Genomic DNA, 22,542 nt, shown 5'->3' with positions numbered 1-22,542 from the left:
CTCCTTCACCGTGAACTCGGGCGGGCTGGCCCGAATTTCCGCAATCGAGGTTTTCGACTTAGGATCGAAAACATGCCCAATAGTAACACCACGCATGAAGTGCTTACCGCGGTGTTCCAGGTTCGCCACTTCCCCGACCACATCACCGCAGGTCAAGGCGGTGATGCGCGTCACGCGGCGGGCACCGGTGAGCTCGCCGTGCTGCTGTGGCAACGGGCCCTCGATCCCCAGGCGGGCGCCTGGTCCCTACCCGGCGGACTGCTCCACGAGAACGAAGACCTCACCACGTCCGCGCGACGCCAGCTGGCCGAGAAGGTGGACGTGCAGGAGGTCTCCCACCTCGAGCAGCTGTCGGTGTTCAGCGATCCGCATCGAGTGCCGGGCCCGCGCACCATCGCGTCGACCTTCCTCGGGCTCGTGCCCCTCCCCGCCGACCCGCAGCTGCCGCCGGACACCGCGTGGCACCCGGTGTCCGCGCTCCCCGAGATGGCGTTCGACCACGGCACCGTCGTCCGGCACGCCCGGACCCGCCTCGCGGCCAAGCTCTCCTACACCAATATCGCGTTCGGTTTGGCCCCCGACGAGTTCTCCATGTCGACGCTGCGTGAGATCTACTGCGCCGCACTCGGATACCAGGTGGATGCGACCAATCTCCAGCGCGTCCTCGGACGACGTGGGGTGCTGACTCCTACCGGGAACACGGCACCGTCGGGCCGCACCGGTGGGCGCCCGGCCGCGCTCTACCGGTTCACCGACTCCACGCTGCGGGTGACGGACGAGTTCGCGGCGCTTCGACCGCCGAGCTGACCCCGCGCGTCAGGCCGCCTCCACACGTCAGGGCGTCGGACTCACGCCTGGGCGAGACCCCGCCAGAACGTGTCCGATGCGGCGGTGACGACTTCGTCCACCGGCGCGCCGTCGAGCATTCCGCCGGCGGCCAGGGTCGCGATCCCGTGGAACGTCGCGAACGCGATGAGGGCGATGCGCGACGCGTCCCCGGGTCCGATGTCGCCCGCGGCCTGGGCCTCGGTGACGATACGGACCGTCAGGTCCATCGAGGCGTGGCCGGCCTCCACGACCTGGGAGGCGGCTCCGGGCGCGTGCTTGTTGCCGTACATCAGGGCCAGCAACTCGCGATGCTCGAGCGCGAAGCTCACGTAGGTGCCGGCGAGCGCGGCGAAGCGGGCCCGGGCGTGGGGTTCCGCCTCCTGGACCGCGCGTTCGAGAGCGGCGGTGAGGCGCAGGAAACCGGACTCCGCGAGTGCGTCGAGCAGCGCCTGACGGTCCCGGAAGTGCTTGCTGGGTGCGGCGTGACTGACCCCGGCCTCACGAGCGAGCTGCCGGAGGGAGAGTCCGTCGACACCGTCCTTCTCGAGCGTGCTCTCGGCGCGCGCGAGCAGCACCTGGCGAAGACTCCCGTGGTGGTAGGGCTGTTCGGCGACGGACATGCCGCCAGCCTAGCAAAATGTTGTCATTGACTACATAGATGACACTGACTACATTCGAGGCACCCCACCGATAGGAGCAGACATGTCCTTCGATGTATCCGGAACCACCGTCCTCATCACCGGCGCGAGCGCGGGCCTCGGTGTCGAATTCGCCCGCCGGTTCGCCGAGCGCGGAGCAGATCTCGTTCTCGTCGCCCGCCGCGCCGACCGCCTCGAACAACTCGCCACCGAACTCCGCGCCGCGCACCACGTGTCGGTCACCGTGCTCCCGTTCGACCTTGCGACACAAGGCGCCGGCGAGCGGTTGCGCAGCGAACTCACCGCCCGCGACATCCGCGTCGACTCACTGATCAACAACGCGGGATTCGGGACGCACGGAGATTTCGCTTCCGCCGACCTGGAGCGCCTCATCTCCGAGATCCAGCTCAACGTCACCACCCTCGTCGAGCTGTCGCACACGTTCCTGCCCGACCTGCTCCGGGGACGCGGCGCACTCGTGAACGTCGCGAGCACCGCAGCGTTCCAGCCGACTCCCGGCATGGCCGTCTACGGGGCCACGAAGGCGTTCGTCCTCAATTTCACGGAGGCGTTGTGGGCCGAGGCGCGAGGCACGGGCCTCACCGTGCTCGCCGTCTGCCCGGGCCCCACCCGCACCGAGTTCTTCGACGTCGTCGGCTCCGAGGACGCCGCCGTCGGCCGCATGCAGACCGCGGATCAGGTGGTCACGACAGCGCTGCGTGCCCTGGACCGGCGCAGCACCCCGCCGAGCGTCGTCTCCGGGCTGATGAACTGGGTGTCGTCGGTCAGCACCCGGTTCGCGACCCGCCGCATCGGCGCTCTCGCCAGCGGGCGCCTCCTCGGTGACGTACGGATGCGGACCTCGGTCACGAGGTAAGGGTCGCGTCGCGCTCTTCCGGCTCGTCGAGTTCGACCGGGGGATCGCTGACACCGAGATCGTCGTACGGGTTGAGCGCGGCGAGCACCAACGTCACCGCGCAGGCGACGAGGGGCTGGAAGATCAGCACCAGCAGGGTCCCGATTCCCGGCGCGACCGCCACGACGGCGCCTGCGGTCGAGGTGTCGGGGTCGGGGAACCGCAGCGCAGCCACGCCGATTCCACCGATCGCCATCACCCCGGCCCCGACCACACTGCCTGCCAGGACCGCGCCCAGCGCCACCGGGCCGCGACTCGTCCGCGCCGTCCACGCCGCGACCGCGGTGAGGATGCCGACCACCAGGCCCGCGCAGGCGAACATTCCGATCGCGTCGAACCGGTGCACGCTCTCCCCTGTCAGCGACACCCCACGGTCGGGGGCGACCACCAGCAGGTGCTCGGGCGGTGCGAGGACTCCCCACAACACCCCGACGAGCGCGCTCGCCACCACCGTCCCGCAGAAGATTCCGGCGGCAGATCGAAGCCTGAAGCGCGGGAGCGTGGTCACCCGTCCGACGCTACCGCCGTCCGCCGTAGATCGAGTCGAACACACCGTGGCGGGAACATTTCGCCCACCAGCCGTCCGGGCTGATCTGCACCACCATCCGGCGGCCGCACGCCTCGCAGAAGCGGGGCGGCTCCAGCCCCAGCTGCGCGGCGGTGGGGACCGCGTCGTCCACACCGGTCACCACGCGGCGGCCGGTGTAGGGGTTATAGCGCTCCTCGGTGCCGTCGCCCCGATCCTCGGGGTGGTCGCCCATGGTCGCCTCGGCCCGGATCGTCACAGGGTGTCGTTCAGTGCCTTGATCGGCATCTGCAGATCGACGAGCAGGTCGAGGTCCTGTTCGGCCGGGCGGCCGAGGGTCGTGAGGTAGTTGCCGACGATGACGGCGTTGATGCCGCCGAGGATGCCCTGCTTGGCTCCGAGGTCCCCGAGCGTGATCTCGCGACCGCCTGCGAAGCGGAGGATGGTGCGGGGCAGCGCGAGGCGGAACGCGGCGACCGACTTGAGGGCCTCGCTCGCGGGCAGGACCTCGAGGTCGCCGAACGGGGTTCCGGGACGCGGGTTGAGGAAGTTCAGCGGCACCTCGTCGGGTTCGAGTTCGGCCAGGTTGGCCGCGAACTCGGCGCGCTGCTCGAGGCTCTCGCCCATGCCGAGGATGCCGCCGCAGCACACCTCCATGCCCGCTTCGCGCACCATGCGGAGGGTGTTCCAGCGCTCGTCCCACGTGTGGGTGGTGACGACGTTCGGGAAGTGGGACTTCGACGTCTCCAGGTTGTGGTTGTAGCGGTGCACACCCATCGCGGCGAGCTGGTCGACCTGCTCCTGGGTGAGCATGCCCAGCGAGCAGGCGATCTGGATGTCGACTTCGTTGCGGATCGCCTCGATGCCGGCAGCGACCTGGGCGAGCAGCCGCTCGTCGGGGCCGCGGACGGCGGCGACGATGCAGAATTCGCTGGCGCCGGACTTGGCGGTCTGCTTGGCGGCCTCCACGAGCGACGGGATGTCGAGCCACGCCGCGCGGACCGGCGACTGGAACAGGCCGGACTGCGAGCAGAAGTGGCAGTCCTCGGGGCAGCCGCCGGTCTTGAGGCTGATGATGCCTTCGACCTCGACCTCGGGACCGCACCACTTCATGCGCACGTCGTGCGCGAGGGCGAGCAGTTCCTCGAGCCGATCGTCGGGAAGTTGCAGGACCTCGAGCACCTGACTCTCGTTCAGCGCGTCACCGCGCTCGAGAACCTGCTCACGCGCGAGGGCGAGGATATCTGTCTGTACCGGGGCCGATGTCACACGTATCTCCTGGAAAACGGGCCGATCACGTGCCGTGAATCGACTGGGCCGAAAAATTGAACACCGTACAAGTTGAACGGTGTTCACGTTAGATCCGTGGTGGAATACTGTCAAAGCCGAAGCGGGCTTTCGACGAGATTGGGAGATCACACAGTGCAGTTGCGACGCGGCGACGTACTCGACGGCGCAATGGCCATCCTCGACGAGTTCGGCCTCCCCGACCTCACGATGCGCAGACTCGCGACGGCCCTCGGCGTGCAGCCGGGTGCGCTGTACTGGCATTTCCCCAACAAGCAGACCCTGCTCGGGGCCCTCGCCGACAAGATCCTCGAAGACGTCGACGCACCGGTCACGGCCCCCGGCTGGGACGCGGAGTTCACCGAACTGGCCCACCGGCTCCGCACCGCACTGCTCGCCCACCGCGACGGCGCCGAACTGGTCTCCGCCACGTATGCGTCCCGCATGACCAACTCCCGGGTCCGGGAAAGCTTCGCCGCAGTCGGTCTGCGATCCGGACTGTCCCGCGAACACGCGGAACTGTCGTCCTACTCGCTGCTGTACTACGTCCTCGGCCACACGGTCGACGAGCAGTCGCGGGCGCAGATGGAGTCGGCCGGCGCCCTCACCCGGGCGGCCCTCTCCCCCGACGCCCCGCAGTCCCCGATCGCGGCGTACGACGAGGATCTCCTCGCCGGCGATCCCGCGGTCCGGTTCGACTTCGGCCTGTCGCTGTTCGTCGACGGAATTCGCGCACGACTGAAAGACTCCGCCCACCGCCCCTGAGCGCGCACAATTGAGTCGACGCCGCGTCGGCCACTCGAGGACCGCGCGGCGCCTCCGACGGCCCAGGGACGGACGCGATGACGTCTTCGCTCGGCCGCCGCACCGGAACGGTTCTCGCGGCGGCACTCGCACTGTCGCTCCTCGGCGCGCCCACCCCGGCGGCAGCACAGACTGCGGTCGGCGATCCGGGTGCCGTCGTCGTCGCGACGCCGGTGGCGCCGGACGCGCGGCCGCCGGGCGTCGCCGACGCCACGTACGTCACCTACTGGACGACGGGGCCGATGAACGAACCCGCGCTCAGCACCGGCGCGGTCCTGCTGCCCCCCGGTGAGGCGCCGCCCGGCGGGTGGCCCGTCGTGTCCTGGGCCCACGGAACGGTCGGCATCGCCGACAAGTGCGCGCCGACGGTGACGGGAAAACTCGTCGGACCGTACGTCCAGCACTGGCTCGACCAGGGCTACGCCGTCGTCGCAACGGATTACGTCGGGCTCGGCACACCGGGTGTGCACCCGTACCTGGACGGCCCGACGGAGGCGCACAGCGTGATCGACATGGTGCGCGCGGCGCGGACCGTCACGCCGTCCCTGTCGAACCGGTGGGTCGCGATCGGCCAATCGCAGGGCGGCCACGCCGCTCTCGTCGCCGCCTCGATGGCCACCACGTACGCACCCGACCTCGACTTCCGCGGCACCGTCGCCACCGGCGCCCCGTCCAATCTCGAGAACCTCGCACCGCTCGTCGGCCCCGGATTCCCGCAGCTCCCCCTGACCGGGAGCACGGTGTTCGTGGCGTACGCGCTCGCCGGTTTGCGTGCGTCGCGGCCCGACCTCGATATCGACAGCTACCTCACACCGCTCGGCGTCGACGTCCTGAATCGCGTCGAATCGCTCTGCTACGAGGAGGCGGCCCCGCAACTCGACGGGATCTCGATCGGCCAGTTGATGTCCCGCCCCCTCGACGACCCGGCGGTCCTGGCGGCGCTGCGCATCACGCTGGGAGTTCCCGTGCGGGGCTACGACCGGCCGTTGTTCATCGGACAGGGACTGTTCGACGACGTCGTCCCCGTCCCCCTCACCTGGAAACTCACGGCCGACCTCACCGCGAACGGGCAGCAGTTCGTGTTCCGGACGTATCCGACCGGCCATCTGTACACCATGCCCGCGTCCCTGCCCGACACCAGTGCGTTCGTCCGGAGCCTTTTCGGCACGTGAGGCACTGGTAAGACCACTTGACCTCTTACCTATCGCCGCCTTAGTGTCGTGGTCATGATGTTCGAGCCGATCGCGCGGAAATCCGCCTCCACCGAAGTCTTCGACCAGATCACCGCGCGTGTGCTGGGCGGCGACCTCGCCGCCGGCGACGCCCTGCCGAGCGAACGACGTCTGGCCGAAGCCTTCGGGGTGTCCCGGCCCGCGGTCCGGGAGGCGATCCAGAAGCTGGCCCAGGCCGGACTCGTCGAGGTCCGGCAGGGCGACGCCACCTCGGTGCGCGACTTCCGGCAGCACGGCGGGCCCGAACTGCTGTCCCAGCTGCTGGTCCGCGACGGCGTACCCGATTGGGCCGTGGTCCGCAGCGTCCTCGAGGCCCGGCGGATGATCGGCGTGCAGGTCGCGCGGCTCGCCGCCGGCCGGGCGACCGACGAGTCGGGTGCCGCTCTCCGCGTCGCTGTGGATCGTCTCGCCTCCGACAGCGACCCGGTCGCGCAGCAGGTCGGCGCCCTGGCCTTCTGGGAGCGCGTGGTCGACACGGCCGATTCCATCGCATTCCGGCTCATCTTCAACAGCCTCCGCAACGCGTACGAACCGACCATGACGGCGATGGCCGCCGTCATGGTCGCGGAAGTCGGCCGCACCGACCTGTACTCCCAGCTGGCCGAGGCGATCTCCGCCCACGACGAAGTCGCCGCGGCCCAGACCGCCACCACCCTCCTCGACCTCGGCACGGCGGCCGTGACCGCCGTCATCGACGCACTGCACCAACACGATTCGGAGAAGGACACATGACCACGAAACCTCCCGCAGATCGCCGCCAGCGCAGGTCGATCACCCTCCGCGACGCCGCAGACCAGTTCCGCCGCCACCCCTCCCCGTGGATGATCGGCGGCATGCTGGTCGCCGCGGTGGCCGCCCGCCTGATCGTCGGCGACTGGCAGCTGACCGATGTCGTGCTTCCGCTGGTGATGCTGGCCGTGTTCCCGTTCGCCGAATGGGTCATCCACGTCTGCATCCTGCACTGGAAGCCCCGAAAGGTCCTGGGCCTGACCGTCGATTCACTGCTCGCCCGGAAGCACCGCGAGCACCACGTCGACCCCCGGGACGTACCGCTCGTCTTCATCCCGTGGCAGACACTGATGTGGCTGATCCCGGTTCTCGTAGCCGTCGCACTGCTCGCGTTCCCGCGCACCGGACTCGGACTGACGTTCCTGGTGGTGCTGAGCGTCCTGGGTGTCCTCTACGAATGGACGCACTACCTCATCCACAGCGACTACAAGCCGAACTCCCGCCTGTACCGCGCGATCTGGCGCAACCACCGCCATCACCACTACAAGAACGAGCACTACTGGTTCACCGTCACCACCTCGGGAACCGCCGACCGGATCCTGGGCACCGACCCCGACCCCGAATCGGTCGAGAAGTCGCCCACCGCCCGCAACCTCCACGCCGTGCGCTGACGCGCCCGTGAGTACTTATTAACCGCCCGCGGTTGATAAGTACTCACGGGTGCCGGAGGCGCTAACCGCGGCGAAAGAGCTTGTTGCCCAACCAGACGATGGGGTCGTACCGTCGGTCGACCACCCGCTCCTTCATCGGAATGATGGCGTTGTCGGTGATCTTTATCCCTTCGGGGCACACCTCGGTGCAGCACTTGGTGATGTTGCAGAGCCCGAGGCCGAACTCTTCCTGCGCCGCCTCACGACGGTCGGCCGTGTCGAGTGGATGCATCTCCAGTTCGGCGACGCGGATGAAGAAGCGGGGCCCGGAGAACGCCGGCTTGTTGTCGTCGTGATCACGGATGACGTGACAGGTGTTCTGGCAGAGGAAGCACTCGATGCACTTGCGGAATTCCTGCGACCGTTCGACGTCGATCTGCTGCATCCGGTACTCGCCCGGCCCGAGCCCCGGCGGCGGGGTGAACGACGGGATCTCTCGCGCCTTCGCGTAGTTGAACGACACGTCGGTGACGAGATCCCGGATGACCGGGAACGCCCGCAGCGGTGTGACCGTCACCACCTCGTCTTCCGTGAACGTCGACATCCGCGTCATGCACAACAGCCGTGGCTGGCCGTTGATCTCCGCGGAACACGAGCCGCACTTGCCCGCCTTGCAGTTCCATCGCACCGCCAGGTCCGGGGTCTGCGTCGCCTGCAACCGGTGGATGATGTCGAGCACCACCTCACCTTCGTTGACGGGAATGGAGTAGTCCTGGAGGGCGCCGCCGTCGGCGTCGCCGCGCCAGACCCGGAACTGCGCGTCGTAACCCATCTCAGGCCTTCCTTCCCGGGTGTTCCGCGAGTTCGGCGTCGGTGTAGTACTTCGCCAGTTCGTCGATGTCGAAGAGCTCCAACAGCTCTGCACGCATCGGGAGCTGGGGCTCGCGGGTGACGGTGACGTCCGGCACCACCGAATCGGGATGCGCGGACATGTCGCCGACCACGCTGCACACCAGCAGAGTGTTGCGCCACTCGGCCTCCATGCTCGGGTGGTCGTCGCGGGTGTGCCCACCGCGACTTTCCGTGCGCAGCAGAGCCGCCTGCGCGACGCATTCGCTGACCAGCACCATGTTCCGCAGGTCGACGGCGAGGTGCCATCCCGGGTTGAACTGGCGGTGCCCCTCGACCTCCACGCCCCCGATGCGGCCCTTGATCTCCGTGAGTTTCTCCAGGGCACGGACGATCTCGTCTTCCTTCCGGATGATGCCGACGAGGTCGTTCATGGTCTGCTGCAGTTCGGTGTGGAGCGTGTACGGGTTCTCGGTGGTGCCGCCCTCCCCGACCGCGGGATCGAACGGCGACAGCAACATCCGCGCCGCCGCATCGACGGCGTCCGCGGAGACGACCGGCCGTTCCTGCAGCGACTTCACGTACTCCGCCGCCCCCAGTCCGGCGCGACGCCCGAACACGAGGAGGTCGGACAGCGAGTTGCCGCCGAGCCGGTTGGAGCCGTGCATCCCGCCCGAACACTCCCCCGCGGCGAACAGACCCGCGACGCTGGAGGACCCGCTGTCGGGGTCGACCTCGATGCCCCCCATCACGTAATGGCAGGTGGGCCCGACCTCCATCTGCTCCTTGGTGATGTCGACGTCCGCGAGTTCCTTGAACTGGTGGTACATCGAGGGCAGCCGCCGGACGATCTCGTCGGCGGGCATGCGCGAGGCGATGTCGAGGTACACGCCGCCGTGCGGGGTCTGCCGCCCGGCCTTGACCTCGGAGTTGATGGCGCGGGCCACCTCGTCGCGGGGCAGCAGATCCGGTGTGCGGCGGTTGTTGTCGGAATCCTTGTACCAGCCGTCGGCCTCTTCCTCGGTCTCCGCGTACTGCCCTTTGAAGACCGGCGGGATGTACGAGAACATGAACCGCTCACCCTCGGAGTTCTTCAGGACCCCGCCGTCGCCGCGGACGCCTTCCGTCACGAGGATGCCCTTGACGCTGGGCGGCCACACCATGCCGGTGGGGTGGAACTGCACGAACTCCATGTTGATGAGGTTGGCGCCTGCGCGCAGGGCGAGGGCGTGACCGTCGCCGGTGTACTCCCACGAGTTCGACGTCACCTTGAACGACTTGCCGATCCCGCCGGTGGCCATCACGACGGCCGGTGCCTCGAACAGAACGAACCGTCCACTCTCGCGCCAGTATCCGAACGCACCCGAGATCCGGTCGCCGTCCTTGGTCAGCTCGGAGATGGTGCACTCGGCGAAGATCTTGATCCGGGCCTCGTAGTCGCCGGTGGCGGCGAAATCTTCCTGTTGCAGTGACACGATCTTCTGCTGCATGGTGCGGATCAGTTCGAGTCCGGTGCGGTCACCGACGTGGGCGAGCCGCGGATACGTGTGACCGCCGAAGTTGCGCTGGCTGATCCGGCCGTCGGGGGTCCGGTCGAACAGGGCGCCGTACGTTTCGAGTTCCCATACCCGGTCGGGAGCCTCGCGGGCGTGCAGTTCGGCCATTCGCCAGTTGTTGAGGAACTTGCCGCCCCGCATCGTGTCCTGGAAATGGGTCTGCCACGTGTCCTTCTCGTTGGCGTTTCCCATCGCGGCGGCGCAGCCACCCTCCGCCATGACCGTGTGTGCCTTGCCGAACAGCGACTTGCAGACGACGGCGACGGACAGGCCCTGTTCCCGGGCCTCGATGACCGCTCGCAGTCCGGCGCCGCCGGCACCGATGACCACGACGTCGTACTGGTGCCGTTCGACTTCCGTCATTCCACTCCCTCTTCGGTGAAGTCAGTTGATCAGGCGCAGGTCGGAGATGGTCCCGCTGGCCACGAGCATCACGTAGAAGTCGGTGACGATCAGTGTGGCGAGGGTGGTCCAGGCGAGCTGCATGTGCCGGGTGTTCAGTGTGCTGACCCAGGTCCAGAGCCGGTATCGGATCGGGTGCTTGGAGAAGTGGGTGAGCCTGCCGCCGGTGACATGCCTACAGGAATGGCACGAGACGGTGTACGCCCAGAGCAGGATCACGTTGCAGACCATGATGAGTGTGCCGAGCCCGATTCCGAATCCGCCGTCGGCGCCGTGGAACGCGCGGATCGCGTCGTACGTGTTGATCAGCGAGACGACGAGTGCGACGTAGAAGAAGTAGCGGTGGGCGTTCTGGACGATCAGCGGCAGGCGCGTCTCACCGGTGTAGGTTCGATGAGGCTCCGCGACCGCGCACGCGGGCGGCGAGAACCACACCGACCGGTAGTAGGCCTTGCGGTAGTAGTAGCAGGTGAGCCGGAAGCCGAGCAGGAACGGCAGCACCAGGAACCCGAGCGGGATGATCATCGGCAACTCGCCGATGGGTGTCCCGAAGTCGCTCGAACCGGGCACACACGAATCGCTCAGGCACGGCGAGTAGAACGGCGTCAGGTAGTGATAGTCCTCGACGAAGTACGCGGTGCGGACCCACGACCGGACCGATGCGTACACCACGAAGACGGACAGGCCGAGCACCGTCAGCAGCGGGGCGAGCCACCACCGGTCGGTGCGGAGCGTGCGTTCCGCGATCCGGGCACGCGTCGGCGCCCCCACACCGGCACTTTCGGGATTCTTCGGCGGCGCGCTCATCCGCGCTCGTAGTGGAGCCCGCCCAGCCCCTCGTCGTCGACACCGAGCCACATCGACGCGTCGTACGGGGTGTCCGACACCTTGATTCGCTCCACCGGTTCCCGGTGGACGACGTTCGGTGGCGAGGAGTCGAGGTCCCGCGCGTCGATCTCGAGCCGCTCCAAATCGTTGCTCAGTCGCCGCACGGATGCGGCGTCGCCGTACATCGATCGCAACGAACCGACAGCGCGCCGAAGGCGGTCGATGGTGCGATTCAATTCGAGCATTTCGGAGGTCGACATGTGACCCCTCCCAACCCAGCCGGATGTAGCCGTGACACGAATCACACTACCGACATTCGGAGGGGACGGTGCAGCTTTCGGAACCTCGGAAACTCCCTGGCGATGAATTTCGCGGGGCGGCCGAGTCCATATCTGCAGGACCACCGACAACGCACACCCACCGGGAGGACATCATGGCCGACGCCACGATCGGAAGCATCCTGCTCGCCAGCACTCAGCCCAACCGACTACGGGACTGGTACACCGCCGCGTTCTCGCCGAAGGTCGAACGCACCCCCGGCGAGCCGGGCTACGACGTCCTCGACTTCGACGGCTTCTACATCATGCTCGACCGGCGTGACGACGTCGGCGACACGAATCCCGAACCCGGACGCGTACTCCTCAACGTCGAGGTCACCGACGCCCGCGCCGCAGCAGACCGGATCGACGAACTCGGCGCGACGTGGCTGTCCCCGCTCGAGGATCGTGACGGCAGCTGGTTCAGCACCGCCGTGGACCCCGACGGCAACTACGTCCAGATCATCCAGCTCAGCGCGCAGGCGCGGGCCGAGATGTCCTGATCGACAGCACGGAAAGAGAACAGCCATGTTGAGCAATGCGAGAGCATTCAGCGGATTCGCCGTCGACGACATCGCCGCAGCCAAGTCCTTCTACACCGACGCCCTGGGCCTCGAGGTCACCGAAGAGGAGATGGGCCTGCTGGGCCTGCACCTCCCCCAGGGGCCAGTGGTGCTGATCTATCCCAAACCCGACCACACGCCGGCGACGTTCACCATCCTGAACTTCGCCGTCGACGACGTCGAGAAGGCCGTCGACGCGCTCACCGAGCGCGGGATCCGGTTCCTGCGGTACGACGGTTTCGATCAGGACGACAAGGGAATCATGCGCGGCAACGGTCCCGACATCGCCTGGTTCACCGACCCCGCCGGCAACGTGCTGTCGGTGCTCGCCGAATCCTGACCGCCCCAGCTCAGAGGCCCGCGAGCGTCGCCTTCAGCCAGGTGCCGTCGAACCACGTGGACGCGGCCGCGCCGAACGACGCGGAGCCGAGGCGTCCGCTGCCCGCGGGCACCGAGCCGACGACGTCGACCCCGGTCACGGCCGGCAGGTCGTCGAGATTGCACCGCTCGGCGAGCCCGGGCTCGTCCGGCCACGACCCGATCACCGTTCCGGCACAGGCGAGACCGGCCGACGACAGTGCCCGGATCGTGAGCTCGGTGTGGTTGAGCGTGCCGAGCCCGGCCGCGGCGACCACGACAGCCGGTGCATCGAGGGCGCGCGCGAGATCGACGAGCGTGAAGCCCCCGGCGCCCAATCGCACCAGCAGGCCGCCCGCGCCCTCGACGAGCACCAGATCGTGCCGGTCGTCGAGTGCGCGGACCGTCTCGACGACGTCGGCGCACCGCAGCATCGGCTGCCCGCTGCGCCGGGCCGCGGTGTCGGGGGCGAGTGGTTCGGGGTAGCGGGCCAGCTCCACCACCGCCGTCACGCCGGACAGTCGGGTCACCTCGGCCAGATCGCCCGGTTCTCCCGGGGCGACGCCGGTCTGCGCGGGCTTGCACACCGCCACGGACAGGCCGGCCTCGCGTGCAGCCGCCGCAAGCGCCGCCGTGACCACCGTCTTACCGATATCCGTCGACGTGCCGGTGACCACCAGGATGCTCACGCCGACGCTCCCGCCAGGACGTCGGTCAGCACGGCTTCGATCCGCGCCAGTTCGTCCACGTCGAGCGTCGCGCGCGCGGTGAGCCGCAGACGCGACGTGCCCTCCGGCACCGACGGGGGCCGGAAGCAGCCGACGTGCAGTCCCTGTTCGCGGCAGGCGGCTGCGGCGTCGACGGCGCGTTGCGGGTCGCCGAGGATCACGGAGACGACGGCGGACTCGGGTGCCCCTGCTCCGGTGAAGCGCGCGAGATCCCGCGCACGGTCCAGGACGGACTCGGCACGGTGCGGTTCCCGCCGCAGAACGGCGAGTGCCGCCCGCGCCGCGCCGACGGCCGCGGGGGCCAGTCCGGTGTCGAAGATGAACGTGCGCGCGGCGTCGACGAGATGCGCACGCACCTTCTCCGACGCCAGCACCGCACCGCCCTGACTGGCCAGCGACTTCGACAGCGTGGCCGTGACGACGATGTCGGGTTCGCCGGCGAGCCCCACCTCGTGCACGAGTCCGCGGCCCCCTGCGCCGCGGACTCCGACGCCGTGCGCCTCGTCCACGACGAGGAACGCCCCGTGGTCGCGGCACACCCGGTGGAGGTCGACGAGGGGTGCGAGATCACCGTCCGCGCTGAACACCGAATCGGTGACGACCAGCGCCCGCTCCTCCGTCCGGGTGGCCAGTGCGCTGCGGACGAAGTCGAGATCGGCGTGCGGTGCGACGGCCACGCGGGCCCGGGACAGGCGGCACGCGTCGACCAGCGACGCGTGGCTGCCCGCGTCGGAGACGATCAGCGATCCGGCGCCGGACAGTGCGGTGACGGCACCGAGATTCGCGGTGTAACCGGAGGAGAACACCAGCCCGGCCTCGGCGCCGACGAACTCGGCGAGTTCCGTCTCGAGCAGTTCGTGTTCGGTGGTCGATCCCGTGACCAGCCGCGAGCCGGTGGCCCCCGCACCCCAGCGGCGCAGGGCGGTCATCGCGCCGTGCAGCACCTCCGGGTGCCGTACGAGTCCGAGATAGTCGTTGGATGCCAGATCGATGAGCGCGTTGCCCGGCGTGCGTGGACGCAACTCGCGGCGCAGTCCCGCGGCGCGCCGCTGGTCCTCGACGTCGTCGAGCCAGGTGGTGAAGGTGCGGTCGGTACTCACCCCCGGCACGATACGCGACTTGAACGGTGTTCAACCCGGGTGGGCCCGGTTTTCTTCGGGTGGCTAGGGTCGAGACCGTGACCTCCCCGAGCCTGTCCGTCGACGACATCACGTCCCTCGATGCCTCGCTGCTCTGGCATCCGTACGGCGCCTTCCCCGCCTCGACCACCCCGCTCGTGGTGGCCGAGGCGAGCGGGACGCGCCTCACTCTCGCCGACGGACGTGAACTCGTCGACGGCATGAGTTCGTGGTGGGCCGCGGTCCACGGCTACCGGCATCCCGTCCTCGACGCGGCGGCGACGGCGCAGCTCGGGCGGATGAGCCACGTGATGTTCGGCGGGCTCACCCACGAACCGGCCGCGCGGCTCGCCCAGCTGCTCGTGGAGATCACCCCGGACGGACTCGACAAGGTGTTCCTCGCCGATTCCGGTTCGGTGTCCGTCGAGGTCGCCGTCAAGATGTGCCTGCAGTACTGGCGCAGTCGCGGCAGGCCGGAGCGACACCGGTTGCTCACCTGGCGCGGCGGGTATCACGGCGACACGTTCGCCCCGATGAGCGTCTGCGACCCGGACGGCGGCATGCACTCGCTGTGGACGGACGTCCTGGCACGGCAGGTCTTCGCGGGACCCCCGCCCCGCGAGTTCGACCCGCGGTACGTCGCAGAGTTCGAGCGTCTGGTGGCCTCCCACTCCGACGAACTGGCGGCCGTCATCGTGGAACCGGTGGTGCAGGGCGCCGGTGGCATGCGCTTCCACGACCCCCGGTACCTGTCGGAGCTGCGGCGGATCTGCGACGAGCACGAGCTCCTGCTGGTGTTCGACGAGATCGCGACCGGTTTCGGCCGCACCGGCGAGCTGTTCGCCGCGGACCACGCCGGCGCACGCCCCGACATCATGTGCGTCGGCAAGGCCCTCACCGGCGGGTACATGACCCTCGCGGCGACGCTCTGCTCCACCGACGTCGCCGAGACCATCAGCGCCGGGGACGCCGGCGGGCTGATGCACGGCCCCACGTTCATGGCCAACCCGCTCGCCTGTGCCGTCGCGGTGGCGTCGATCGAACTCCTGCTGTCGCGCGACTGGCGAGGCGAGGTCGAGGCCGTGCGCCGCGCACTCGAATCGGGACTCGCACCGGCCCGGGAACTCCCCGGTGTCCGGGACGTTCGGGTGCTCGGCGCGATCGGCGTGATCGAACTCGCCGAACCCGTCGACATGCGGGCCGCCACCGACGCCGCGGTGGCCGCCGGGGTCTGGTTGCGGCCGTTCCGGAACCTGATCTACGCGATGCCGCCGTACGTGTGCACCAGCGAGGACGTGCGGAAGATCACAACCGGAATGGTTGCTGCCGCACGGAGCTCCACCCCGGGCCGATAGCCCGCTCTCGTCGAGCTGAGAGCGACGCGAACGCGGGCTAGTGTTCTCGATATGGAAGCAAGCGAGTCGACCGGCACCACGCCCATTCCCGTGTGGCCCGGCAGCGCCTACCCACTGGGCGCCACCTACGACGGGGCCGGGACGAACTTCTCCTTGTTCTCCGAGGTCGCCGAGGCCGTCGACCTGTGCCTGATCGCGAAGGACGGCACGGAGACACGCGTGCGCCTCGACGAGGTCGACGGCTACGTGTGGCACGCGTACCTGCCGACCGTCGTTCCCGGTCAGCGGTACGGGTACCGGATCCACGGCCCCTGGGATCCCGCGGCGGGGCACCGCTGCGACCCCAGCAAGCTCCTCCTCGACCCCTACGGCAAGGCGTTCGACGGCGAGTTCGACGGAGACCGGTCCCTGTTCTCTTACGACATCGACGCGCCCGCCGAGCCCGCCCCCGAGGAATCGGAGGATGCCGTCGAGATCGTCGACTCGGACGACGACATCGAGGCCGAGGACGACGCCGAGCTCACAGCGGAGCCCGGGGACATCTCGACGCCGGGACTGCCCGGACACGACTCGCTCGGCCACACGATGACGACGGTGGTGATCAACCCGTTCTTCGACTGGGCTGCCGACCGCGCACCGAAACACCCATACCACGACACCGTGATCTACGAGGCCCACGTCAAGGGCATGACGGCGACGCATCCCGGTGTGCCGGAAGAGCTTCGCGGCACGTATGCGGGCCTCGCGCATCCGGTGATCATCGACCACCTCGTCGACCTCGGTGTCACCGCGATCGAACTGATGCCGGTGCACCAATTCATGCACGATCAGACGCTGCTCGACAAGGGGCTGCGGAACTACTGGGGCTACAACACGTTCGGCTTCCTCGCCCCGCACACCGGGTATTCGTCGGCGGAGAAGCCGGGCGCCGCGGTGTCGGAGTTCAAGGCGATGGTCCGCTCGTTCCACGAGGCGGGCATCGAGGTCATCCTCGACGTCGTCTACAACCACACCGCCGAGGGCAACCACCTCGGTCCGACCATCTCGTTCCGCGGCATCGACAACGCCGCCTACTACCGGCTCGTCGACGGCGACGCCGAGCACTACATGGACTACACGGGCACGGGGAACAGTCTCAACGCCCGGCACCCGCACACGCTGCAACTGATCATGGATTCGCTGCGGTACTGGGTCACCGAGATGCACGTCGACGGATTCCGGTTCGACCTCGCGTCCACGCTCGCCCGTGAACTGCACGACGTCGACCGGCTCTCCGCGTTCTTCGACCTCGTCCAGCAGGATCCCATCGTCAGCCAGGTCAAGCTCATCGCCGAACCGTGGGACATCGGCGAGGGCGGGTACCAGGTGGGCAACTTCCCCGGCCTGTGGACGGAGTGGAACGGCAAGTACCGGGACACGGTCCGCGACTACTGGCGCGGCGAACCCGCGACGCTCGGCGAATTCGCGTCCCGGCTCACCGGCTCGTCCGACCTCTACGAGGCGACCGGGCGCCGCCCCGGCGCGAGCATCAACTTCGTCATCGCCCACGACGGGTTCACCCTGCGCGACCTGGTGTCGTACAACGAGAAGCACAACGAGGCCAACGGCGAGGGCAACAACGACGGCGAGAGCCACAACCGGTCCTGGAACTGCGGCGTCGAGGGACCGACGGACGACCCGGAGATCCTCGATCTGCGTGGGCGGCAGAGCCGCAACATCCTGGCCACCCTGCTGCTGAGCCAGGGGACGCCGATGCTGGCGCACGGCGACGAGATGGGCCGCACCCAGCGGGGCAACAACAACGTGTACTGCCAGGACTCGGAACTGTCGTGGATGGACTGGTCGCTGGCGGACTCCAACGCCGACCTGGTCGAGTTCACCAAACGGGTGATCGCACTGCGCATGAAGAATCCGGTGTTCCGTCGTCGCCGGTTCTTCGAGGGCACACCCATCCGCAGCGGTGACCAGACCCGCGACATCGCGTGGCTCACCCCAGCCGGTGAGGAGATGACGCCTGAGGACTGGGACAGCGGTTTCGGGAAGTCGCTGGCGGTCTTCCTCAACGGCGAGGGCATTCCCGAACCCAACCATCGCGGCGAGCGCGTGGTCGGCGACTCGTTCCTGCTGTGTTTCAACGCGCACGACGAGGAGATCGAGTTCTCCACGCCGAACTCCGACTACGCCGACGAATGGGCGGTCGTGCTCGACACCGCCGTCCCGACGGGGGCGAAGGAAGCGGTGATCAAGGCCGGGAATTCGCTGCAGGTCGAGGCCCGGTCGCTGGTCGTGCTGCGCCGGACCGCCTGAGCCGGGGACGACGATGTCGATCACGGCCACGTACCGACTGCAACTGCGCGGGGACTGCTTCACCCTGGCGGACGCCGCCGCCGTCGCCGACTACCTGGACGACCTCGGGATCTCCCACGTCTATCTGTCGCCGATCCTGACGGCCACGACCGGATCGACCCACGGTTACGACGTCACCGACGTGACCCGCGTGTCCCCGGCGCTCGGCGGGCGGGAGGCGCTGACCGCGCTGGCCCAGGAGTTGCGGGGCCGCGGCATGGGCATCGTCGTCGACCTCGTCCCCAACCATGTGGGTGTCGCGAATCCGCGTGAGAACGCGTGGTGGTGGGACGTCCTCACGCACGGTCGCCGCTCCGAGTTCGCCGACTTCTTCGACATCGACTGGAGCGACGACAACGGCGCGGGCGGGCGACTCGCGCTGCCCGTCCTCGGATCGGACGCCGATCTCGAGTCCCTCACCGTCGACCGCTCGGGACCCGAGCCCCTGCTCGCGTTCTACGAGCACCGGTTCCCGATCGCCCCCGGCACCGATGCCGCCGAACCGGCGTCGGTGCACGACGCGCAGTCCTACCGCCTGGTCCCGTGGGACTCCGGGCTCATCGGGTACCGCCGATTCTTCGCGGTCAGTGAACTGGCCGGTATCCGCCAGGAAGACCCGCGGGTGTTCGAGGCCGCGCACCGCGAACTGCGGAGCTGGGTGGCGGACGAGTTGATCGACGGAGTGCGCATCGACCATCCCGACGGGTTGTCCGATCCGGCCGAGTATCTCGACCGGCTGCGCGGGCTGATCGGCGCGGACCGGTGGCTCGTGATCGAGAAGATCCTCGGCCACACCGAACCACTGGACGACCACCTTCCGATCGCGGGCACCACCGGCTACGACGCACTGGCCGAACTCGGCGGCATCTTCGTCGACACGTCGGGAGCTCCCGCGCTCACTGCCCTGTCGGCGTCCCGCACGGGTGACCGGGGTGACGCGACGTGGATTCACGAGCACGAAACCGCGATCAAACGTGACGTCGCCGGAACCATCCTCGCCCCGGAGGTCCGGCGCCTCGTCCGTGCGATCCGCGCGGAGACCGGCACCGACTGCAGCGATGCGGACCTGCGTGACGCCGTCGCGGACGTCGTCGCGGCCATGCCCGTGTACCGGTCCGACTACAGTCCGCTGGCCGGGCTGGCGAAGCGCGTGATCGGTGACGTCCTGCGGCGTGAACCGCAACGGTCCGACGCGCTGTCCGCCCTCGCCGCCGCCCTGATCGCCGGCGGTGAGGCGGCCACCCGATTCCAGCAGGTGTGCGGTGCGGTGATGGCGAAGTCCGTGGAGGACTGCCTGTTCTACCGCACCGCCCGGCTGGTGTCACTGCAGGAGGTGGGTGGCAATCCGGCGAACGTCGGCGTCTCCCCCGCCGAATTCCACCTGGCCGCAGCCGAGCGAGCCACCCGGTGGCCGCGGGCGATGACGACGCTCTCGACGCACGACACCAAGCGCGGGGAGGACGTCCGGGCCCGGATCGGCATCCTGTCGCAGGTGCCGGACCTGTGGGCCGAATGCGTCGATCAGTGGGAACGCATCGCACCCAGCCCGGATCCCGTCACCGGACTGTTCCTGTGGCAGAACCTGTTCGGGGTGTGGCCGGTCGACGGCCGCGCCGCGGGCGACGTGCCCGACTTCCGCGACCGCGTCCACGCCTACGCGGAGAAGGCGGTCCGTGAGGCCGGAACCCGGACATCGTGGCACGACGTGAACGAGGACTTCGAGAGCGACCTCCACCGCTGGCTGGACACGGTGATCGACGGCACGGTCGGGAAGGCGCTCGGTTCACTGTGCACCCAGCTGGCCCCGCACGCCTGGTCGGACTCGCTGGGCCAGAAGCTCCTGCAGCTGTGCGGACCGGGGATCCCGGACGTGTACCAGGGAACCGAGCTGTGGGAGGACTCGCTCGTCGACCCGGACAATCGCCGTCCCGTCGACTACGACGTGCGACGGAGCATGCTCGCGGGACTCAGCACTCCTCCGCTCGATGCGACGGGCGCGGCGAAGATGCACGTCGTCCGCACAGCTCTGCGCCTGCGCCGGGAACGTCCGGACAGCTTCGTCGGCGGGACCTATGCGCCGGTCTTCGCGTCGGGGACCGCGGCGCAGCATCTGATCGGTTTCGCCCGCGGCCCCCAGGGGTCGTCCGCGGACGTCGTGGCGCTGGCCACCCGGCACACCGTCGGCCTGGAGCAACGCGGCTGGGGCGACACCACCGTTTCCCTCCCGGACGGCACCTGGACCGACCTGCTCACGTCCGCGACGTACGCTGGCGGCCGAGTCGACACGTCGACACTGTTCTCCCGCTATCCCGTTGCGCTTCTGGCCCTGTGAGTACTTGTCAACCGCCCGCGGTTAACAAGTACTCACAGGGGTACTGGCTCTTGTATGGCGCGCCGTGTGGTTGCCCGGGCGTACGGAGGGCCGGAGGTCCTCGCGCTCGTCGACGCCGAGGCAGTGAATCCCGCCCCCGGCGAGGTGGTGATCGAGGTTCGCGCCATCGGGGTCAACCCGATCGACTACAAGCTCTACAGCGGCGCGTTCGGCGCCGACCCGGACGCCCTGCCCTTGCGGCTGGGCAGCGAGGCCGCGGGCGTCGTCGCCGAGGTGGGTGACGCCGCAGCGGGACCGGTGGGCCCGATCTCGGTGGGCGACGAGGTGATCGTGTATCCGGTGTCCGAGTCGTACGCGGATCGACTTGTCGTGTCCGGTGATTCGGTGATCCCGAAGCCGGCGTCGTTGCCGTGGAACGAGGCTGCCGGACTTCTCGCGGTGGGTGCCACCGCGGTCGACACCCTCGACACGGCGCACGTCGGCGCCGGCGACCTGCTGCTCGTGCACGGAGCGGCCGGTGGCGTGGGGTCGTTCGTCGTGCAGTTGGCGCGTGCCCGCGGCGCCGCGATCATCGGCACGGCGCGCCCCGAGCACCACGACTACGTCCGGTCGCTCGGCGCCGCCCCCGTGTCCTACGGCGCCGGTCTGGGCGATCGGGTCCGCGTCCTGGCGCCCGACGGGGTGGACGCCGTCATCCACACCGCGGGCAGTGACGAGTCGATCGACGTCTCCGTGGAACTGGTGCGGGACCGGTCGCGGTTGGTGACGACCGTCCCCGGGCCCCGGCCTGCCGAAGCGGGCTTCCGGATCGTCGGCGCGCGGGGGCCGGAGGGGATGGAACCGCGTAAGCGGGCCCGCGTCTTCCTCGTCGACCTCGCGGGCAACGGGGACGTGCGGGTGCGCGTCGCGCGCACGTACGCGCTGTCCGAGGCGGCGCGCGCGCACGCCGATCTTCGGAAGCCGCACGCGGCGGGCAAATTCATCCTGCTGCCGTAGGCGCGCCCCATCAGTGGAGCAGACTCGCCCGGATCGTCGCTTTCACCCAGTTCCGGTACTCGTCGACGTCCCACCCGCACTGCCGGCGCAGCATCGAGTAGACCTGCGGCGACACGACCGTGAACAGCACGTCGGCGGCCCGCTGGACGGAGATCTCGGGACGCAGAAGTTCGTGCGCGGCGAGTCCCTCGGCGAGCGTCATCGCATTCTCGGCCGAGGCCCGCGCCCCCTCGTCGGCGAACCGCCGCATGTCGTCGTCCGCTCCCGAGGATTCGATCGACGTCGTCATCAGGGTCCCGGCCCGCTCCAGGACGTCGGTGCTGAATCCCACCATCTGGTCGAGGATCCGTTCGACCGGGTCGCCGTCCCGGGGCACGGGCGTGTGGGCCGCGGCGGTATCACCTTCGATGGCTCCGTGAAGTACCTCGTGGAACAGTTCCGCCTTGCCACCGGGGAACGCGGTGAACACCGTGCGCGTCGACACCCCGGCGGCCTCGGCCACGTTCCGCACCGTCGTGCTGACGTATCCGCGGTCGATGAACAGCCGGGCCGCGGCGTCCCGGACGAGGAGACGGGTCCGGCGCGCCGATTCCGCTCGCAGCGGCGAACTGTAGGGCCTCTTGGCCGTTTCGGGCATGGGCTCACGATAGACGCATTCGATACATCAATCGTGCAACCAATGTGGCACAGCGATTCGCCGCGCATCGACCAGGCGAAACGCCCGATACCTACGACTTCGGGTGTTCCACCCAGGCATCGGATCCGGGAAACACGAGCGCCTCGTGGCCGTCGTCGTACCGGACGAGATAGGGCGGTGCGCCGTTCTCTCCGTGTACCTCTACGACCTCGGCGGTCGTCTCGTGCACTCCGACCACCCTGCCCTGAACGTGCAACCGGTCTCCCACTGCTACGTGCATGACTGCTCCTCGCGACGACGTTCGAGTCCGTACTCCCAGCTTGCTACTTCCGGAACCGGGGCGAAAGGGCCGACTCGCCGCCATCTCTGCCGGCGTGTGCCATCGTGGGGACATGGCTACGTATCGATACCTCGACAAGGACCGTAACGTGCTCGAGGAGCAGGACTTCGGCACCGTGCAGGACGCCGAGGAACACCGGTTGTCCGTTCTCGGCGCCGAGATCATCGAGGAGGTCGAGGACTCCGGCACGCCCGAGAGCTGACTGTCC

The 22,542-nt window shown here is 68.8% G+C and carries 25 protein-coding genes; 13 read left to right on the top strand and 12 right to left on the bottom strand.

The window, feature by feature from the left end; all coding sequences use genetic code 11:
- The first annotated feature begins 72 nt into the window (after positions 1-72).
- The gene (locus tag GO592_RS09130) at positions 73-807 is read left to right on the top strand and encodes an NUDIX hydrolase (protein WP_007297405.1); all 735 of its coding nucleotides are present in this window, start codon (positions 73-75) and stop codon (positions 805-807) included.
- 41 nt (positions 808-848) lie between these two features.
- On the opposite strand, the gene GO592_RS09125 is transcribed toward GO592_RS09130, so the two are convergent.
- Positions 849-1,448 (bottom strand): TetR/AcrR family transcriptional regulator, encoded by a 600-nt coding sequence (locus tag GO592_RS09125; RefSeq protein ID WP_007297406.1) that lies wholly within the window; start codon positions 1,446-1,448, stop codon positions 849-851.
- A gap of 82 nt (positions 1,449-1,530) precedes the next feature.
- Between GO592_RS09125 and GO592_RS09120 the strand changes: the two genes are divergently transcribed.
- A complete protein-coding gene (locus GO592_RS09120; RefSeq protein WP_007297407.1) occupies positions 1,531-2,343 on the top strand; it encodes an SDR family NAD(P)-dependent oxidoreductase in 813 nt (270 codons plus the stop codon).
- Here GO592_RS09120 and GO592_RS09115 read toward each other — a convergent pair.
- The 3 genes from GO592_RS09115 to bioB are packed head-to-tail and all read right to left on the bottom strand — an operon-like array spanning position 2,333 to position 4,177.
- The gene (locus GO592_RS09115; RefSeq protein WP_039951270.1) at positions 2,333-2,890 is read right to left on the bottom strand and encodes a DUF2567 domain-containing protein; all 558 of its coding nucleotides are present in this window, start codon (positions 2,888-2,890) and stop codon (positions 2,333-2,335) included. The genes GO592_RS09120 and GO592_RS09115 overlap by 11 nt on opposite strands.
- A gap of 10 nt (positions 2,891-2,900) precedes the next feature.
- On the bottom strand, positions 2,901-3,167 hold the full coding sequence (bsaP, locus tag GO592_RS09110; protein WP_007297409.1) for a biotin synthase auxiliary protein BsaP: 267 nt from the start codon (positions 3,165-3,167) through the stop codon (positions 2,901-2,903).
- Positions 3,164-4,177 carry a biotin synthase BioB gene (bioB, locus tag GO592_RS09105; RefSeq protein ID WP_005260291.1) on the bottom strand — a complete coding sequence of 338 codons (1,014 nt, stop codon included), beginning with the start codon at positions 4,175-4,177 and terminating at the stop codon, positions 3,164-3,166. The genes bsaP and bioB overlap by 4 nt, the downstream gene beginning before the upstream one ends.
- Before the next feature lie 153 nt (positions 4,178-4,330).
- Here bioB and GO592_RS09100 point away from each other — a divergent pair, with 153 nt between their 5' ends.
- The 4 genes from GO592_RS09100 (at position 4,331) to GO592_RS09085 (ending at position 7,631) form a co-directional block, all read left to right on the top strand.
- Complete coding sequence (locus tag GO592_RS09100; protein ID WP_007297410.1) at positions 4,331-4,960, top strand: TetR/AcrR family transcriptional regulator C-terminal domain-containing protein; 630 nt, start codon at positions 4,331-4,333, stop codon at positions 4,958-4,960.
- A 77-nt stretch (positions 4,961-5,037) separates the two neighbouring features.
- The gene (locus GO592_RS09095; protein ID WP_007297411.1) at positions 5,038-6,171 is read left to right on the top strand and encodes a lipase family protein; all 1,134 of its coding nucleotides are present in this window, start codon (positions 5,038-5,040) and stop codon (positions 6,169-6,171) included.
- A 54-nt stretch (positions 6,172-6,225) separates the two neighbouring features.
- Complete coding sequence (locus tag GO592_RS09090) at positions 6,226-6,963, top strand: FadR/GntR family transcriptional regulator (RefSeq protein WP_007297412.1); 738 nt, start codon at positions 6,226-6,228, stop codon at positions 6,961-6,963.
- A complete protein-coding gene (locus GO592_RS09085) occupies positions 6,960-7,631 on the top strand; it encodes a sterol desaturase family protein (protein ID WP_007297413.1) in 672 nt (223 codons plus the stop codon). The genes GO592_RS09090 and GO592_RS09085 overlap by 4 nt, the downstream gene beginning before the upstream one ends.
- Positions 7,632-7,692: 61 nt before the next feature.
- Here GO592_RS09085 and GO592_RS09080 read toward each other — a convergent pair whose 3' ends face one another.
- The 4 genes from GO592_RS09080 to GO592_RS09065 are packed head-to-tail and all read right to left on the bottom strand — an operon-like array spanning position 7,693 to position 11,505.
- Positions 7,693-8,442: a succinate dehydrogenase/fumarate reductase iron-sulfur subunit gene (locus tag GO592_RS09080; RefSeq protein ID WP_005247561.1), complete on the bottom strand. Its 750-nt coding sequence runs from the start codon at positions 8,440-8,442 to the stop codon at positions 7,693-7,695.
- A 1-nt stretch (position 8,443) separates the two neighbouring features.
- Positions 8,444-10,378, bottom strand: coding sequence for a fumarate reductase/succinate dehydrogenase flavoprotein subunit (locus GO592_RS09075; protein WP_007297414.1), 1,935 nt, complete (start codon positions 10,376-10,378; stop codon positions 8,444-8,446).
- Between the two features lie 21 nt (positions 10,379-10,399).
- Entirely contained in the window at positions 10,400-11,224 is an 825-nt protein-coding gene (locus GO592_RS09070) for a hypothetical protein (RefSeq protein WP_005260277.1), read from the bottom strand.
- Positions 11,221-11,505, bottom strand: coding sequence for a hypothetical protein (locus GO592_RS09065; RefSeq protein ID WP_005247567.1), 285 nt, complete (start codon positions 11,503-11,505; stop codon positions 11,221-11,223). Before GO592_RS09065 ends, GO592_RS09070 begins: the two co-directional genes overlap by 4 nt.
- Positions 11,506-11,678: 173 nt before the next feature.
- Between GO592_RS09065 and GO592_RS09060 the strand changes: the two genes are divergently transcribed.
- Both GO592_RS09060 and GO592_RS09055 read left to right on the top strand, forming a co-directional pair.
- Positions 11,679-12,065, top strand: coding sequence for a VOC family protein (locus tag GO592_RS09060; RefSeq protein WP_007297415.1), 387 nt, complete (start codon positions 11,679-11,681; stop codon positions 12,063-12,065).
- Between the two features lie 25 nt (positions 12,066-12,090).
- On the top strand, positions 12,091-12,465 hold the full coding sequence (locus tag GO592_RS09055; RefSeq protein ID WP_005260275.1) for a VOC family protein: 375 nt from the start codon (positions 12,091-12,093) through the stop codon (positions 12,463-12,465).
- A 10-nt stretch (positions 12,466-12,475) separates the two neighbouring features.
- Here GO592_RS09055 and bioD read toward each other — a convergent pair whose 3' ends face one another.
- Together bioD and GO592_RS09045 are read right to left on the bottom strand one after the other, a co-directional pair.
- Complete coding sequence (gene bioD / locus GO592_RS09050; RefSeq protein ID WP_007297416.1) at positions 12,476-13,171, bottom strand: dethiobiotin synthase; 696 nt, start codon at positions 13,169-13,171, stop codon at positions 12,476-12,478.
- A complete protein-coding gene (locus GO592_RS09045; RefSeq protein ID WP_007297417.1) occupies positions 13,168-14,310 on the bottom strand; it encodes an 8-amino-7-oxononanoate synthase in 1,143 nt (380 codons plus the stop codon). Before GO592_RS09045 ends, bioD begins: the two co-directional genes overlap by 4 nt.
- 77 nt (positions 14,311-14,387) lie before the next feature.
- On the opposite strand from GO592_RS09045, the gene GO592_RS09040 reads away from it, so the two are divergent.
- Genes GO592_RS09040 through GO592_RS09025 form a run of 4 tightly spaced genes read left to right on the top strand, consistent with a single transcriptional unit; the run spans position 14,388 to position 21,357 of the window.
- Positions 14,388-15,683, top strand: a complete 1,296-nt coding sequence (locus GO592_RS09040; RefSeq protein ID WP_007297418.1) for an adenosylmethionine--8-amino-7-oxononanoate transaminase — start codon at positions 14,388-14,390, stop codon at positions 15,681-15,683.
- 51 nt (positions 15,684-15,734) lie between these two features.
- Positions 15,735-17,990 carry a glycogen debranching protein GlgX gene (glgX, locus tag GO592_RS09035; protein ID WP_007297419.1) on the top strand — a complete coding sequence of 752 codons (2,256 nt, stop codon included), beginning with the start codon at positions 15,735-15,737 and terminating at the stop codon, positions 17,988-17,990.
- A 13-nt stretch (positions 17,991-18,003) separates the two neighbouring features.
- Positions 18,004-20,361 (top strand): malto-oligosyltrehalose synthase, encoded by a 2,358-nt coding sequence (treY, locus tag GO592_RS09030; protein ID WP_007297420.1) that lies wholly within the window; start codon positions 18,004-18,006, stop codon positions 20,359-20,361.
- Positions 20,362-20,415: 54 nt separating this feature from the next.
- Positions 20,416-21,357 (top strand): NADP-dependent oxidoreductase, encoded by a 942-nt coding sequence (locus tag GO592_RS09025; protein WP_007297421.1) that lies wholly within the window; start codon positions 20,416-20,418, stop codon positions 21,355-21,357.
- A 10-nt stretch (positions 21,358-21,367) separates the two neighbouring features.
- On the opposite strand, the gene GO592_RS09020 is transcribed toward GO592_RS09025, so the two are convergent.
- Both GO592_RS09020 and GO592_RS09015 read right to left on the bottom strand, forming a co-directional pair.
- On the bottom strand, positions 21,368-21,994 hold the full coding sequence (locus GO592_RS09020; protein ID WP_007297422.1) for a TetR/AcrR family transcriptional regulator: 627 nt from the start codon (positions 21,992-21,994) through the stop codon (positions 21,368-21,370).
- A 91-nt stretch (positions 21,995-22,085) separates the two neighbouring features.
- Positions 22,086-22,274 carry a DUF1918 domain-containing protein gene (locus GO592_RS09015; RefSeq protein WP_005563004.1) on the bottom strand — a complete coding sequence of 63 codons (189 nt, stop codon included), beginning with the start codon at positions 22,272-22,274 and terminating at the stop codon, positions 22,086-22,088.
- 112 nt (positions 22,275-22,386) lie between these two features.
- Between GO592_RS09015 and GO592_RS09010 the strand changes: the two genes are divergently transcribed.
- Entirely contained in the window at positions 22,387-22,536 is a 150-nt protein-coding gene (locus tag GO592_RS09010) for a hypothetical protein (protein ID WP_005260252.1), read from the top strand.
- The last annotated feature ends 6 nt before the right edge of the window (positions 22,537-22,542 follow it).

The organism is Rhodococcus sp. 21391 (assembly GCF_016772255.1).
GTDB classification, from domain to species: Bacteria; Actinomycetota; Actinomycetes; order Mycobacteriales; family Mycobacteriaceae; genus Rhodococcus_F; species Rhodococcus_F opacus.
Note: the sequence above shows the minus strand (reverse complement) of the source record. Positions and strands in the feature narration are given on the sequence as shown.